This window comes from Ktedonospora formicarum, from assembly GCF_016587355.1.
GTDB lineage: Bacteria > Chloroflexota > Ktedonobacteria > Ktedonobacterales > Ktedonobacteraceae > Ktedonobacter > Ktedonobacter formicarum.
Genome location: NZ_BNJF01000001.1, coordinates 4,260,044 through 4,274,785 on the forward strand (window position 1 = coordinate 4,260,044; position 14,742 = coordinate 4,274,785).

Annotated in this window: 12 protein-coding genes, 2 pseudogenes and 1 riboswitch; of the genes and pseudogenes, 1 reads left to right on the forward strand and 13 read right to left on the reverse strand. The window is 55.0% G+C overall.

Annotated features, from left to right (window positions below; translation table 11 throughout):
• The first annotated feature begins 149 nt into the window (after window positions 1-149).
• Complete coding sequence (locus tag K3T82_RS18265) at window positions 150-650, forward strand: 6-pyruvoyl trahydropterin synthase family protein (protein ID WP_220194874.1); 501 nt, start codon at window positions 150-152, stop codon at window positions 648-650.
• Window positions 651-728: 78 nt separating this feature from the next.
• Here K3T82_RS18265 and K3T82_RS18270 read toward each other — a convergent pair whose 3' ends face one another.
• The 13 genes and pseudogenes from K3T82_RS18270 to K3T82_RS18330 form a co-directional block, all read right to left on the reverse strand.
• A complete protein-coding gene (locus K3T82_RS18270; RefSeq protein ID WP_220194875.1) occupies window positions 729-1,898 on the reverse strand; it encodes a pyridoxal-phosphate-dependent aminotransferase family protein in 1,170 nt (389 codons plus the stop codon).
• A gap of 139 nt (window positions 1,899-2,037) precedes the next feature.
• Window positions 2,038-2,130, reverse strand: a riboswitch (ZMP/ZTP riboswitch).
• Window positions 2,131-2,335: 205 nt separating this feature from the next.
• Window positions 2,336-3,166, reverse strand: a pseudogene (aroF, locus tag K3T82_RS18275) (3-deoxy-7-phosphoheptulonate synthase); the annotation flags it as partial.
• Window positions 3,167-3,201: 35 nt separating this feature from the next.
• Entirely contained in the window at window positions 3,202-3,414 is a 213-nt protein-coding gene (locus K3T82_RS18280) for a hypothetical protein (protein ID WP_220194876.1), read from the reverse strand.
• A 158-nt stretch (window positions 3,415-3,572) separates the two neighbouring features.
• Window positions 3,573-3,944, reverse strand: coding sequence for a chorismate mutase (aroH, locus tag K3T82_RS18285; RefSeq protein WP_220194877.1), 372 nt, complete (start codon window positions 3,942-3,944; stop codon window positions 3,573-3,575).
• Between the two features lie 337 nt (window positions 3,945-4,281).
• The gene (gene trpA, locus K3T82_RS18290) at window positions 4,282-5,121 is read right to left on the reverse strand and encodes a tryptophan synthase subunit alpha (RefSeq protein ID WP_220194878.1); all 840 of its coding nucleotides are present in this window, start codon (window positions 5,119-5,121) and stop codon (window positions 4,282-4,284) included.
• A gap of 2 nt (window positions 5,122-5,123) precedes the next feature.
• Complete coding sequence (locus K3T82_RS18295) at window positions 5,124-5,849, reverse strand: B3/B4 domain-containing protein (protein WP_220194879.1); 726 nt, start codon at window positions 5,847-5,849, stop codon at window positions 5,124-5,126.
• Between the two features lie 16 nt (window positions 5,850-5,865).
• Entirely contained in the window at window positions 5,866-7,104 is a 1,239-nt protein-coding gene (trpB, locus tag K3T82_RS18300; RefSeq protein WP_220194880.1) for a tryptophan synthase subunit beta, read from the reverse strand.
• 24 nt (window positions 7,105-7,128) lie between these two features.
• Window positions 7,129-8,574, reverse strand: a complete 1,446-nt coding sequence (gene trpCF / locus K3T82_RS18305; protein ID WP_220194881.1) for a bifunctional indole-3-glycerol-phosphate synthase TrpC/phosphoribosylanthranilate isomerase TrpF — start codon at window positions 8,572-8,574, stop codon at window positions 7,129-7,131.
• Between the two features lie 5 nt (window positions 8,575-8,579).
• Window positions 8,580-9,623, reverse strand: coding sequence for an anthranilate phosphoribosyltransferase (trpD, locus tag K3T82_RS18310; RefSeq protein ID WP_220194882.1), 1,044 nt, complete (start codon window positions 9,621-9,623; stop codon window positions 8,580-8,582).
• A 57-nt stretch (window positions 9,624-9,680) separates the two neighbouring features.
• The gene (locus tag K3T82_RS18315) at window positions 9,681-10,241 is read right to left on the reverse strand and encodes an anthranilate synthase component II (RefSeq protein ID WP_220194883.1); all 561 of its coding nucleotides are present in this window, start codon (window positions 10,239-10,241) and stop codon (window positions 9,681-9,683) included.
• 1 nt (window position 10,242) lies between these two features.
• Complete coding sequence (gene trpE, locus K3T82_RS18320) at window positions 10,243-11,859, reverse strand: anthranilate synthase component I (protein ID WP_220194884.1); 1,617 nt, start codon at window positions 11,857-11,859, stop codon at window positions 10,243-10,245.
• A gap of 59 nt (window positions 11,860-11,918) precedes the next feature.
• Window positions 11,919-12,902, reverse strand: a pseudogene (gene trpS, locus K3T82_RS18325) (tryptophan--tRNA ligase); the annotation flags it as partial.
• 646 nt (window positions 12,903-13,548) lie between these two features.
• Window positions 13,549-14,733 carry an ISKra4 family transposase gene (locus K3T82_RS18330; RefSeq protein WP_220194322.1) on the reverse strand — a complete coding sequence of 395 codons (1,185 nt, stop codon included), beginning with the start codon at window positions 14,731-14,733 and terminating at the stop codon, window positions 13,549-13,551.
• Between the last annotated feature and the right edge of the window lie 9 nt (window positions 14,734-14,742).

A 14,742-nucleotide genomic window follows, 5' to 3' on the forward strand; every position in this document is an offset into this window, starting at 1 on the left:
TTGTTTGGCTGATTGCTTAATGATATGCTGGAGACATCACAAAGATCGCATAGCAGTAAGACATATATGTGCCTGAGCTAAGCTAGCCGCTAAGCGTCGTTGGTACATGCTTTTTATGGTAAGCTAGAAGAAAATAGGTGAGGGTTGTCATGTCTGGCGAGCGGATTTCGCGCAAAGTGAAGATTGAGGGTGGGTATCTAAATTTTAGTTCCGCCCATTTTATTACCTATGGAGGTAAGTGCGAGCGTCTACACGGCCATAATTATGGCGTGCTGGTCGAGGTGGAGGGGAGCCTGGGAGAAGATAAGCTGGTGTTTGACTTTACCATCCTCAAACGATTGACAAAGGATATCTGTAAGCGCCTGGACCACCGCTTCCTGCTGCCCTTGCACAATCCACAATTGGAGCTTACCTCCTCTGAGGATAATTGGAAGATCGGTTTCAATGGTAAGCACTATATGTTCCCGCGCGAGGATGTTGCGGAATTACCAATAGATAACTCCACTGCTGAGTGCCTGGCTGAATATATCTGTGGCGCGCTCTGCGATGAGTTGCGGGCTTATGATACCTCTAACCTGACTTCAATTATGGTGGGTGTAGAAGAGGCCCCTACCCAGATGGCGTACTACAAATGGTCATTGAGCGAGTAGCCTGGGATTGAGAAGAGGGATAACTTGCCTTGCACGAGTCATCCCTCTTTTTTTGCATTCCTGATGCGCCTGGATTCCTTAGTGCTGGCGAATATCGCGGAGCCATACTTCCTGTGCGGCGGCGACTGCTTTTCCTGGCTGAATGTCGTAGCCAACGGCTGCCAGGCTGTTCTCAACGGCTGCTAGAGCTACCAGGACATCATTGGGTGTCATATAGCCCATGTGCCCAATGCGGAAGATACGCTCCTTGAGTTCCTTGCCCTGCCCAGCGGCATAGATGACGCCGAAGGAGTCCTTTGCTGTCTTGAGGAAGGTTGCTGCCTTCACCTCATCGGGAACTATGACCGCTGTGAGCGTATCTGAGGCGAACTCTTCTTCCTGGCAAAGCAACTTCAGCCCTGTTGCCTTGATGCCAGCGCGACTCATCTCACCCATGAGATGATGGCGCTCCTGTACCTTGTCCCAACCTTCATTCTCTAGCATCTGGAGAGCGGCTTGTAGACCATAGTAGAGCGAAATGGCGGGCGTCTGAGGCGTCTGTCCTTTGTCATAGTTCTTGCGATACTCTTGCAAGTTGAAGTAAAACTTGGGTGTGTGGGCTTCATCGGCCTGCGCCCATGCACGCTTGCTCGCGGCGATAATCATCAAGCCTGGAGGGCACATCAGCGTCTTCTGTGAGCCTGTAAAGGCGACATCTATGCCCCACTCATCCATATGCAATGGGAGTGCGCCTACACTTGAAACACCATCAACGAGTGAGAGCGCGCCGTACTTCGCGGCCTCGGCTGCGATCTCCTTGACCGGATTGGAGACACCGGTGCTGGTCTCATTGTGCTGGAAGCAGACGGCTTTGATGCTGCCCTGGTTCTTCTCTAGAATGGTGGCGATGTCGGCTGCTTTGGCGGCAGTTCCCGAGGCGTAGCGCAGGTTCTCGACCTCGTAACCCAACTCGGCGTTCGCTTTGGACCAGCGTTCGCCGAAGTCGCCAATGATGACGTTCAACACTTTGACCGCAGCAGGCACGAAGTTGACCATTGCCGTTTCCCAGCCACTACTACCCGAGCTCGCCAGGACGTAGACCTGCTCTTGTGTGCGGAAGAGCGCCTCAAGCTTGCTGGCGACCTCTTTGCAGAGCACACTGAAGGTATCGCTGCGATGATTAATCATCGGCATAGTCATCGCGGCGGCGACTTGTGGTGGAATGGGGGTCGGACCGGCTAAATGCAGGGCGATTTTCTCTTTCAGCATGTACTATACCTCTCCCTATTTTCTGCAAACAAAAAAGGCACCATCAACCTCTTACGCGAAACCCAACCCTCATACGAGGGCACGGCGCCGCTGTTGCGGCTAGCGCTAGTGCGCTCGGGTTTTCGGATAGGAGTAATTGGTGCCCAGCCCAGGCGAGCGGCTGATACATTGGTATCCTCTTCTCCAGGCTTCCCCGTGGTCATCCACGTATGCGCCAGTCACCCGGAGAATGTAATAAGTTCTTATCTCTTCTCACAGTATACCAGAAATCCCCGCTTTTACCAGAGCTATTGTTTACAGGTACTGGGCTTTTTAGTTCTGCCCAGACGGTGAAATTGGCCCGTTTGGCGGGTATCGAGGATGCGGGAAAGTGCGCAATATCTTAATCGCGCAATTCCCCACATCTCTTGAGCTCTATAAGCACAAAGACGCTCTGGTTAGCGTGTGATGAAGTCGCGACCAATCGCGTGCGCCACCGCCTGCGACTGTGGCATCAGTTCATTGAATTGCTTAATGGTGAGCGATTGCGCACCATCTTTGAGTGCCTCATCGGGATTTGGATGCACCTCAATGAGCAACGCATCGGTACCAGCCGCGATAGAGGCCAGTGTCAGTGGTCCGACCAGATCGCGTCTGCCTGTGCCCTGGCTGGGATCTGAGATGATCGGCAGGTGAGACAGGCTCTTGATCAGAGGAATGGCGCTGATGTCCATTGTATTGCGCGTCGCCTTTTCGAAGGTGCGGATGCCGCGCTCACAGAGGATAACGTTCTTGTTGCCCTGCGAGAGCACATATTCTGCTGCCAGGAGCCACTCCTCGATAGTCGCGGACATGCCCCGTTTGAGCACGACAGGCTTGTTGGTGCGCCCTACCTCGTCCAGGAGCATATAGTTTTGCATGTTGCGCGTGCCAATCTGAAGGATGTCAGCGTATTCGCATACCATAGAAACATCTGTGGGAGTCATGACCTCGGTGATGATTGCCATGCCAAATTCATCGCGCGCTTTTGCCAGAAGTTGCAGCCCCTTCTCACCCAGACCACGGAAACCATAGGGAGAGGTTGACGGCTTAAACGCGCCACCGCGCAGGATGACGGCACCGGCCTTGCGTACGGCTTCGGCGGAGGTCATGAGTTGCTTCTCAGTTTCGACGGTACAGGGACCTGCCATCATGACGACATCCCTGCCACCAATAGCGACCTTACCGCCAGCTACACAGGCCGATTCTACTTCTACAATGGTGTTCGCGGGATGGAATTCGCGGCTGGCGAGCTTATATGGCTTTGAGACACGTACGACATTTTCTACACCAGCAAGGCCCCTAGCGAGTCTTCCAGCCCAGGAGTGATATTGCCGATACCACTGGGCGCGCCATCCGTGCTGGTCTGCCCCAACACACCAATGACAGTTCGCTCGACACCTTGTGAGAGATGGCCTGAAAGTCCGTGATTATGCAGGAATGTAAGGACGTGTTGGACTTCTTCGTTGCTACTGTGGGCTTTCATGACGACAATCATGAGTCTGTCTCCTTCTTCTTCTAGCAAATTGAGTACGAGCCAACAGCGCTCGCGCTCCGGCCACCGTGACTACCTTGTCATCATTGCCGGGTTAATTTTTAATAGCGTCATCCGTTTACTAGTGAGTGTCTTTTGTTCTAAGTTACGACTGGATGTAATCAGTCATCCAGTGCATAGTGTGGACGCAACTTGATGGCGTCGCGCAAGTAGACATGACGTACCTCAGTGTTACTGCGTGTCGTATTGACGTGTAGCAGCACACGGATACACATCCCCAGGCTCCCGGGAACCGGGATCTCGCGCATACACATCAGCGGAACATCGGTCCATCCTATCTCTCGGGCTGCCTGTGCAGGGAAGCAGGCATTGAGGTCATCGGTCATGGTAAAGAGCGCGCTCGCGATATCTTCCAACTGAAGGTTGTTCTCTCGCACCAAATGCCCCAAAAGCTCCTTTGTTGCGACCGAGATCTCCTCTTCAGTGTTCTTTTGGACGGTTATCGCGCCCCGTATTCCTCGGCAGTAGTTCAAGTGCTTTCACCCCTTTGCAGCTAACTTCTTCTGCGAAAACCAGTGCCAATGTTGCGGCAGTTCAGGTTTTCTGACAGATGGTAAGTTTCTATGTCCTTTCTGGTTTCCGAAGGGATATGGGAAAGAACAAAAGTGTTTTCATTGTAAGGGATGAAGGCAAGGTTTAGCTAGCCCTGGAAGGGCTTTCATCGGCACTGTTGTTATCATTTGCCGATACTAAACCATGTCTTATCTCTGCTGTTACCCTGCGCATCGATAATTGATGTCATTGTCAATAGGCATTTTTCCTCCTCTTCTGTTTCCTATTTTTCCTGGTTGGCATGTACTAATAGTCCTACTATAGACCGCGTAGGCTCCGAATATAGCTCTTGATTGCCGCTGGTTGCTCTTCTGGGCTATGCTGATCTATCAGGTTGACCAGCGCGCTTGCAACTATGGCTCCCTCGGCGTATTGTGTGACCTGTTGAATGTGCTCGGGCATCGAGAGTCCAAAGCCAACGGCAAGCGGGATATGCTTCTCTTCAGTGAAGCCCCGAATGCGTGCGATAAAGCTTTGCAGGCCAGGCGGCAGGTCGCGTCGTGAGCCCGTGACCCCGCTTCGTGATACACAGTAAATGAAGCCGCCTGGCCCCTGGCTGACGAGATCCGCGATCCGTGCGATCCGCTCATCCCTGATGGTTGGCGGAACCAGGAAGATAAGAGCTATCCCCTCATGTGTGGTTGCTTCGCGTAAAGGCTCAGACTCGTCAGGTGGTAGGTCTGGAATAATCAGACCACAGATCCCACTCTGGCGCGCGTCTTCGCAGAAGCGTTGCAAGCCGTAGGCCAGAATTGGATTATAGTAGCCCATAAAGATGAGTGGCGTGTCGTTATGGGACGAGATGCGCGCAGCAACGCGCATACAACCTTGTATTGACATACCGCCCTCTAGCGCGACGTGTCCTGCGTGCTGAATTGCTACACCATCGGCTAAAGGGTCGCTAAAAGGCAAGCCTAACTCGATAATGTCCGCGCCACCGTCGATGATGGCTTGGGCGATGCGTATACTCTGCTCTTCGTCGGGATAGCCGCACATCAAATACGGGATGAGCGCCCCCCGCCCTTCGCTTCGCGCACGCTCAAAGGCGTGTGTGAGGCGTTGCCCTGGGGCTATGCCACTCGCTGCTTGGGTTTCCATTGTTACTGCTCCTCATGTGCTGTATTGGCGATGCTGGGGTGATAGGCGCCGAGTATCGCCGCTGTATAGCTACCTCCGGCGTATGCGTGCAGGAGGGTTTGTAAGTCGTCCAGTGCTCTCGTGATATCGGTGTGACTGTCCTGGTGATGCGCCTCAATCGTAATGATGGCGTTCGTCGTGCTCTCCTGGGCTGCACTTGGTTCGCTCTGCCGCCAGCACCAGCGCCTCGCGACGACGAGTCCACTTTCATCGGAGAAGACGACCTCTCCTACTTCGGGATGCTCGGGCTCGTCGCTGCCGAGAAGCGTATAGCGCTCGCTGCCATCGGCGAAGTGAACGGTCACTTTGCCTGTCAGGGCTTGCGTGTCGAAGACCGCGACGGGCAGGGCATAGCGGATGCTTACCAGATTCCCTATATCTACCAGGGTATTGATGCTAGGAATGTCACCCTTCTTCGTCAAGCGGCGGAGGAGGGCCTCGGCGGCGCATCGATACTGTGTGGGCTCGACGCCGAAACCGCGCAAGGCGCTACGCCATGCTGCCAGCGATGGCAACTGACTCAAGGGAGTTTTCCCTATGCGCTGTATGGTCTGCTGTTGCTCCGCCAGATAGGCTTCTCTCAGGCTCTCTGGTGTGGGTCCATTGCGCAGATCACGTGCCAGAATGACTCCTCCAACGACGTTAGGATAGCGCTCTAACAAGTCCGAACGATAGCCGAATGACATCATGCCTTCTCTGCCCTCTCTATAGGCTCACATTGAGCGCTTTGGCGACGGTCTGCATATCCTTGTCGCCGCGCCCCGACAGGTTGACGACGATTAACGAACCAGGCTTGATCTCTCCTTGCTCACCCATCTCAAGCAAGTAGCCAAGCGCATGTGAAGATTCGAGTGCCGGAATGATACCCTCGCTACGACTCAAGGCCTGGAGTCCACGGAGCGCGACCGTGTCACTTGCCGAAACATAGGTTGCGCGCCCTGTATCTTTCATATAGCTATGCTCGGGCCCAACACCTGGATAGTCTAGACCAGCCGAGATGCTATGGGTATCAAGTACCTGCCCGTCCTCGTTCTGAAGGAGGTAACTCATCGCGCCATGCAGTACACCGGGACGCCCCGCGACCAGTGTTGAGGCATGCTTCCCCTCTTCCATGTTCTCGCCGCCCGCTTCGACTCCAATAAATGCTACCTCGCTGGCGTCCGCGAAGGGATAGAAGATGCCAATGGCGTTGCTGCCGCCACCTATGCAGGCCAGAATGGTATCGGGGAGCCGTCCTTCAATCTCCTGTATCTGCGCGCGTGCCTCAATGCCAATGACAGACTGAAAGTCTCTGACGATGCGTGGATAGGGATGTGGTCCAGCAGCAGTGCCAAAGAGATAGAGTGTGTCGTCGGGATGGCTAACCCAGTCGCGGAAGGCTTCATTGATGGCGTCCTTGAGCGTGCGTGAGCCGGCTTCGACCGAGTGTACCTCGGCCCCAAGCAGTTTCATGCGGAAGACGTTGAGGGACTGGCGCTCTATGTCAACGGCTCCCATGTAGATGACGCATTCTAAGCCAAGCATAGCGCAGGCGGTGGCAGTGGCGACTCCATGTTGTCCCGCGCCAGTCTCGGCGATAATACGCTTCTTGCCCATGCGTTTCGCCAAGAGGGCCTGCCCAAGCGCGTTGTTGATCTTATGCGCGCCTGTGTGTGCGAGGTCCTCGCGCTTGAGGTAGACCTTCACCTCTGGGGCGACGAGACGCGAGAAGCGTGGTACATAGTAGAGAGGTGTTGGTCGCCCGACAAAGTTGCGCAGGTAATCATCCAATTCGGCCTGGAAGCTGGGATCGTTGCGCGCCTCCTCATAGGCGACTTCCAGATCGGCGAAGATCGTGGAGAGGGTTTCGGGAATGAATTGCCCTCCATAGTCGCCGAAGCGTCCACGCTGGTCGGGATAACGATTATGCTGGTAGCCTTGCTCCTGATGTGTTTGCGTTTGCATATGAAACCATTCTCTCCTCTACTATTAATAAAGCCCTTCTTGCGTCATCTGTATCTCTCGTACGCTTCTGAGGAAGCGGCGAATCTTCTCTGGGTCTTTGTGCTTGTCGCTCTCGACGCCGCTGCTCACATCAAGCCCCCACGGACGGACCCGCTCGATTGCCTCGCCAACGTTTTCCGCGTTTAAGCCTCCCGCCAGGAAGATGCGCAGTTCGCGTGCTGCCTGTCGCGCCAGTTCCCAGTCCGAAGTGACGCCTGAGCCGCCCCGCTGAGGTGTGGGAGTATCAAGCAGGAGACGCCATACTACAGCGCGATACTCCTGAAGCCGTGCCAGATCCTCCGATGTTCGTACACTCAGCGCCTTAATAACAGGGCGCTTGATATGTTGGCAGAACTCAAGCGACTCGTCACCGTGTAGTTGCACATAGTGTAGTCCCGCCTCCTCTGCCGCTTCGTTGATGAAGTCAGCCTTTTCGTTAACGAAGACTCCAACCAGATCGGGTGAGGCTGTCGTTCGCTCATAGTAGCCGCTAGCCTCGACTGCCTTTCGGACCTGCTCAGGGCGGATATAGCGATGGCTGGGTGGATAGAAGATAAAGCCCAGCAGGTCTGCGCCTGCCTCCATAGCGACTGTGATATGCTCAGCTTCCCGTAGCCCACAGACCTTGACCTGAGTTCCCACGTTCGCGCCGCGCAAAAGCATCTGTATCTGCGTGGGTATGTCTTTTGAGACAACCAGCGACTCGCCAACCAGCATGCCCTGAACGTCATAACGTGCCAGTCGTCGGGCATCGGCAGCGCTATGGATACCGCTCTCGGCGATCACGATACGGTCAGGTGGGATCTGCTGGCGGATATCTCGAATCAGATAGGGATTCATCTTAAAGGTTACAAGATCGCGACTATTGACGCCTATTACCAGTGCTCTCGCCTCGACCGCGCGCTGTGCTTCCTCAGGACTATGAACTTCGACCAGACAATGCATATTCAGTTCACGCGCCACGCTATACAAATGCCGAAGCTGCGCGTCATCGAGAATAGCGCAGATCAGCAGGATGGCGTCGGCTCCCCAGGCCCGTGCCTCGTAGACCTGATACTCGTCGATAATAAAATCCTTGCGTAGGACCGGAATGTTGACCGCGTGCTTGATCGCGGTCAGGTACTCTGGCGCACCCAGGAAGAAATGTGGCTCGGTCAGAACCGAGATAACGGATGCTCCATTTGCCTCATAGGTGCGTGCCAGTTCGACAGGTGTGGAACTCGTAAAGTCAGGCAGCAACATGCCCTTTGAGGGCGAGGCGCGTTTGACTTCGGCGATTAGATGAACCTGTGTGCGTGGCTCAAAGGCTTGTGCGAAGTCGCGCGCGCGTGGCTGTTCGTGCGCGAGCCGCTTCAGATCTTCAAGCGGGTAGTCGCGCTTGCGTTGTTCAAGGTCGAGACTCGTTTGTGTCACAATGCGGTCGAGAAACATATTTTTTACCTGGCAATCGCTTGAGTACATTCGATAACGTCGTTTAGTGTGCGCTTAGCCTTCCCCTCACGCAGGGTTGCCCTGGCGAGTTGGATACCCTCGCGGATCGAAGGTGCGAGATCGTTGGCGTAGAGCGCGGCTCCCGCATTCAGGCAGAGCATATGTGTCTTAGGCGTATCATAATTGTCGCTGAGCAGTTCGCGCAACAGTTGCGCGCTCTCTTGAGCATTGCCACCCCGGAAGGCCGCATGATCACTGATGAGAGGTAGGCCCAGTTCCTCCGGATGGATGGTGTATTCGCGTGGTTCTGTACCCTGGCGGATCTCATAGACGTAGGTAGGCGCGCTTAACGAGCATTCGTCGAGCCCATCGGCTCCATGTACGATCAGCGCGTGCTGGCATCCCATGCGGAGCAGTACTTCACCCATCTTTGGTAGAAGTGAACGGTCAGGTACTCCAAGAACCTGATAGCGTGTATGTGCGGGATTGGTAAGTGGGCCAAGAATGTTGAAGACATTGCGAATGCCGATTTCACGCCGTGTTGGGCCGATGTACTTCATAGACGGATGGTAAGCGGGCGAGAACATAAAGCCAAAGCCCGCCTCGCGTACACAGTGTGCGACCTCATGAGCTTTCAGCTCTATTTTTACTCCCAGCGCTTCCAACACGTCCGCGCTGCCACAATGGCTGGTTGCGGAGCGGTTTCCATGCTTGGCTACCTTTGCGCCAGCGGCGGCGGCGATGATCCCCGCGCCAGTGGAGACGTTAAAGGTCCCCGCCAGATCGCCTCCAGTGCCGCAGGTATCCAGTGCCCGCATCTGACTCTCTTCATCGAGGTGAACCTGGACGGCCTTATCACGCATGACATGTGCGAGGCCGGAAATCTCCTCAATGGTCTCACCGCCTGGGCGCAGGCGTAATGCCGTTAGAAAAGCTCCCATCTGGGATGGCGTTGCGGCCCCCGTCATTAATTCTTCCATGACGCTGGCGGCCTCGCTCTCACTGAGCGTACCGCCGCTGGCGATATGGCCGATTGCCTCTCGAATCATTTCTCGCTCTCCTCGTCTTCCGCCTGTTCGCACCTCGCGTCAGGCATCCCTACCGATTTACGCTAAGAAGTTGCGCAGCAGGTCCTTCCCAGCTGCGGTGATAATAGATTCTGGATGAAACTGCACGCCCTGCACTGGATGAGTGCGGTGTCGTAATCCCATGATCAGACCATCATCCGTGTAAGCCGTGATTTCAAGTTCTTCTGGCAGTGTTTCACGTTCGACGATCAGGCTATGATAACGTGTGGCCTCAAAGGGCTGGGGCAGGTTACGGAAGACGCCCAGACCCTCATGTCGGATGATCCCAACCTTGCCATGCACAGGCTCCGGCGCGCGTATGACGCGCCCGCCATAGACCTGCCCGATGGCCTGATGTCCCAGGCAGACTCCAAGCAAGGGGATGTGGGATCCGAAACGCTCTATAACCTGGCAGGAAATACCTGCTTCGTTAGGCGTGCAGGGACCCGGCGAGATCACAATGCGCTCTGGGTGCATCTGTTCGATGTCGCTCAGCGTAATCTGGTCATTGCGGTGGACGACGACCTCCGCGCCCAGTTCCGCCAGATACTGATAGAGGTTATAGGTGAAGCTGTCGTAGTTGTCGATGAGAAGCAACATGCTACTGCTCCTTTCCGCTGCGTTGAGCGACTGTTTCCACATGCGCTTGCAGGTATTCACGTGTGATCTTCTCTGCCTCATCGACGGCGCGCATTGAGGAGCGGGCCTTGTTGAGACTCTCCTGGTATTCTGAGGCGGGATCAGAGTCGGCGACAATGCCACACCCTGCCTGAATGTAAGCGACTCCATCCTTGATGACCATCGTGCGCAGCGCGATAGCCGTCTCCTGGTTCCCGTTGTGGCTGAAGTAACCAACCGCTCCAGCGTAGACGCCACGCTGGTCTCCCTCTAGCTCGCTGATGATCTCCATAGCACGAACTTTGGGCGCGCCCGATACCGTGCCTGCCGGGAAACCTGAGCGTAACGCTTCAAATGGTGTGGCGTCGTCGCGCAGTTTGCCAGTGACGTTTGAGACAAGGTGCATAACATGCGAGTAGCGCTCAATAGTGAGGAACTCATCGACCTTGACGCTGCCTGGCACGCTCACGCGCCCTACATCATTGCGCCCTAGATCTACTAACATGACATGCTCGGCTCGCTCCTTGGGGTCCTGCGTCAATTCTTCAGCCAAGCGTTGATCTTCTAGGTAGTCGCCGCCGCGTGGGCGTGTGCCCGCGATAGGGCGGATGGTAACTTCTTCGTCCTCGTAGCGCACAAGCAGTTCGGGCGAAGCCCCGACGATATGGAAGTCCTTCAGATCAAGGTAGAACATATAGGGCGAAGGATTGACTGTACGCAAGGCGCGATAAACCGTAAAGGGATCGGCCTGGATGCGACGGCTAAAGCGCTGGGAGGGGACCACTTGAAAGACATCACCCGCGCGAATATATTCGACTGAGCGGCGCACCATTCCTTCAAACTCTTCTTGCGTCCGGTTTGAGGTCCAGGGTTCAGGCTCAGCTATGAGCACACCTGGCTCTGGCAGAGGTACGCGGGCAGGTTGCCGCAGGCGTTGTTGTACATCCTCAAGGATCGCACAGGCACGCTGGTATTCGGCCTCCATGTCGGGGGCGTCCAGATGCATATGCGTAATCACACGTACTCGCTGCCTGACGTGGTCGAAGACCAGGACCGTTTCGGTAAAGATGATGACCGCGACGGGTAGATCAAGCGTATTCCGTTCGGGCACCGGAGCGCGCTCAAAGCGTGAAACGGCCTCGTAGGAGAGGTAGCCTACGCTTCCACCAAAGAACTTGGGCAACTCATTGGGAGCCATATCAGGCGGGGTGACCAGTCGGAACTGTCCAAGTTCCTGCTCAATCAGTGTGAGCGGATCGTGGCAGGGAATTTCTTCTCTGCGTGTGACCATGTCACCATGAGCGTCCTTGTTCATCTTGAGGAGCGTCGCCGTCTCATCGCGGTGAATCATGACCATGTAGGGATCAATCCCTATAAAGGAGTAGCGGGCGACCTGCTCGCCGCCTGTCACACTCTCCAGCAAGAAGCTATAGGGATTCTGAGCCGTCTTGCAGTAGGCTGAAACTGGGGTCTCCATATCGGCAAGGATATCGCAGTAGAGCGGCAATAAGGGGCGGCTCTTGCTGACATCCTGATTACCTGTCTCCAGGTCGTGCAGCCTTCGAATGGTAGGCAGCGATGGCGAATATAGAGTGCTCATAAAACTCTTCTCTCTTCGTGAGTGCGGCTCTCCGTGCGCAGGAGAGCCGCGCCAATATTCTAGCCCAGACCTACGACTTCTTTGACCTGGCGAACTGTCTCTCTCGCAATGGGGCGTACCGAGTCAGCCCCCTGGCGTAAAATGTTCTCTAGCTCGCCCAGATCGTTCATATATTCGTAATAGCGCTTCTGAATTGGCTCTAGCGTGGCTACGAGTCGCTCGGTGAGCGCGGCCTTAAAGTCTCCATAGCCCTTGCCCTCAAATTCCGCCTCTATTTCTGCCTGGGCCTGACCCGTAAGAGCCTGATAGATGCCAAGCAGGTTGGTAATGCCAGGGCGCTGTGGATCAAACTTTACCAGGCGTTCAGAATCGGTCGTCGCGCGCCCGATCTTCTTCTTGATGACCTTTGGCTCATCCAGCAGACTGATACGTGAATTAGGGTCGGCGTCACTCTTGCTCATCTTCTTCTCTGGCTCGCTGAGCGACATAATACGAGCCGCCGTTTCACGAATCTGAGCTTCTGGTAACGTTAAGACTTGCTTCCCGTAGCGGCTGTTGAAGCGCTGCACGATATCGCGGGTTAGCTCGATATGCTGGCGCTGATCGTCGCCGACTGGGACATAGTGCGCGTGATAGAGGAGAATGTCGCTTGCCATGAGCACGGGATAGCAATAGAGCCCGGCGTCGACTGCGTCCAGGTTGCCGCCAGCCTTGGATTTGAACTGCGTCATGCGGTTGAGCCAGCCTAGTGGAGTGAAACAATTGAGAATCCAGCTTAATTCAGCGTGCTCCTGTACATGTGACTGCACAAAGAGTCGGCAATGCGCTAGATCCAACCCACAGGCTAGATAGAGTGCTGCTAGCTTGCGCGTATTGGCGTGCAACTCTTTGGCATCGATAGGCAGTGTAATGGCATGCATATCGACAATACAGAAGATATTATCATACTTGTCCTGTCCCTCAACCCAGTTGCGAATTGCTCCCAGGTAGTTGCCCAGGTGAATATTGCCGGTTGGTTGCACACCTGAGAAGGCGCGTTTCTTGAGGGGGCTTTAGGCCCTTCCCCGGCTACCTTCGTTGTCGTGTCTGAATTCATCTCAATCGTCATTGCTCCAACTCCAAATGCTGATATATAGCTCCGTACTTGAAAGCCCGAGTGAGCGTATCCTCGAATGGTGATCAATGCTCACTGTCGTTGGCTTTCATAGAAACTTGGTTCGTGAATTGAGGAAGGAGAGCGTTGGATGTGAGTATAAAAGGGCAAACAAAAACGCCCCTCATCCCCCAGGGACGAGAAGCGTGTAGCTTTCGTGGTACCACCCTTATTCAGATTATCCGTAATATCTTCTTACTAGGTCTGCTTGGTTACGGACAACCCCTCATTGCCGGATACGGTCTTTGTAAGCCTTGTTATCATAAGCTTCTCAAAGGTGACATATCCTGTCCTCGATAACGGGGGACGTTCCGAAAGAGTACTACTGACCCTTAAAAAAGAGGGTTCGCTCTTTAGCTTCCAGGCCCATTCCATAGCAGCGTTGACGTCGGTTTCCACCATATCCGACTCTCTGGCAATCGCTGGCATGCTATGTACTCTTCCTGTTCATAGCAATCAGTATTTTGTTTATCTTAAAGGTAAGTATAGAGGCAAATTTGCGCTCTGTCAAGGGCATTAATGCATCAGGGTGTGATTCACATTTTTGCAAATCGGTTTGGAAGCGCCTTGCGAGAAAAGGTCATGCGTCCCCAGCGCTTTTGGCCTTCGGTTCTCCCTTTGTGGGGAGTCTGTTGCGCCTTCGCCTTTCCACGCGCCGACAGCAGCAAGATCTCGATAAGCTGTTCCTCCAGCACCTGTTCCAGTTGTGCTCGTCGCCGCTGGCTGCGCTGCACTCGTCGGGCATGATGCTCTTCTCTTTGTCGCTGATGTTGCTGGTCCCAGACTTCTTCCCAGCGGTGATTACACAGGGCATCGCGTAAAGCTAGCAGAGGATTCACGTTGGCGGGCTCCCAATGCATGCCTGCTCGTTTGAGCCGCGCCTGCATGACTCGCTTGTTGGCGCTTTCCACCATGCCTGAGCCAATGGGCCAGCCTTGGGTTTGGAACTCTTGATACTGCATCTGAGGAAGGCGCTTGCCAAAATAACGCACCGCATCGCTGACCGCAGGCAAGGGGCGGTGTTCTTGCCACCACGCCATATGCTTCATGATGCGCTCTGGCCCATGATGTTTGAGCTCATGAAGCATGGCTCTTAGCCAGCCTTTGGGCACATGCTGACCTGCCAATTCCCCTTGTTCGGCGATCCGACCCAGATACTCGGCTGCATGGGCAAAATCTAAAATCCGCACGGCATCGAAGCGATGCCCATCCACAAAGCCTTGAAGCCATTCGGCTCCATCTTGCACCGCACAGACCGCTGCGGCTCTCTCAATGCCTCGCCGTGTGATCTCCACTGATGCCAGGTCGGCAAAGGTGGTTGCATCTGCCAGCCGCGAAAAGCAGGAGTGGTTGATGGTTCGTTTGTCCGTCGCATCTTGATGGCGTGTGTGTGCAGGGAGGACCTCTGCAATGACCACCGTTTTGACTTCTGCCCAACATCCTCCTCGTAGGGGAACCATGGCTCCATCTCCACTCATTGCCAGACGGCAAGCCACAGGCTCTGTGCCTTCCCCGACCAGGGCGCAGGCCGCGCTGGCTTGCTCGGTTTGCATGACCAGGACTCTGGCTCCTGCTTGTAAGGTCTGCCGACGCACCAGCGAGTCGCTGACCTGGATCCCCAACAAGGCATGCAGTTCACTGGCCGCTTCCTCAAAAGGAAGACGGGCTCCCAACCGAACCAGGCTTTGATGGGCATGGGGCATCAAACCTGTTTGAGGCAAGTCCAAGAG

Coding starts and splice junctions, on each gene's coding strand:
- K3T82_RS18280 (WP_220194876.1), bottom strand. CDS start 3,414: ATGATTGTCGTCATGAAAGCCCACAGTAGCAACGAAGAAGTCCAACAC.
- trpA (WP_220194878.1), bottom strand. CDS start 5,121: ATGGAAACCCAAGCAGCGAGTGGCATAGCCCCAGGGCAACGCCTCACA.
- trpD (WP_220194882.1), bottom strand. CDS start 9,623: ATGATTCGAGAGGCAATCGGCCATATCGCCAGCGGCGGTACGCTCAGT.
- trpB (WP_220194880.1), bottom strand. CDS start 7,104: ATGCAAACGCAAACACATCAGGAGCAAGGCTACCAGCATAATCGTTAT.
- K3T82_RS18270 (WP_220194875.1), bottom strand. CDS start 1,898: ATGCTGAAAGAGAAAATCGCCCTGCATTTAGCCGGTCCGACCCCCATT.
- trpCF (WP_220194881.1), bottom strand. CDS start 8,574: ATGTTTCTCGACCGCATTGTGACACAAACGAGTCTCGACCTTGAACAA.
- trpE (WP_220194884.1), bottom strand. CDS start 11,859: ATGAGCACTCTATATTCGCCATCGCTGCCTACCATTCGAAGGCTGCAC.
- K3T82_RS18315 (WP_220194883.1), bottom strand. CDS start 10,241: ATGTTGCTTCTCATCGACAACTACGACAGCTTCACCTATAACCTCTAT.
- K3T82_RS18295 (WP_220194879.1), bottom strand. CDS start 5,849: ATGATGTCATTCGGCTATCGTTCGGACTTGTTAGAGCGCTATCCTAAC.
- K3T82_RS18265 (WP_220194874.1), top strand. CDS start 150: ATGTCTGGCGAGCGGATTTCGCGCAAAGTGAAGATTGAGGGTGGGTAT.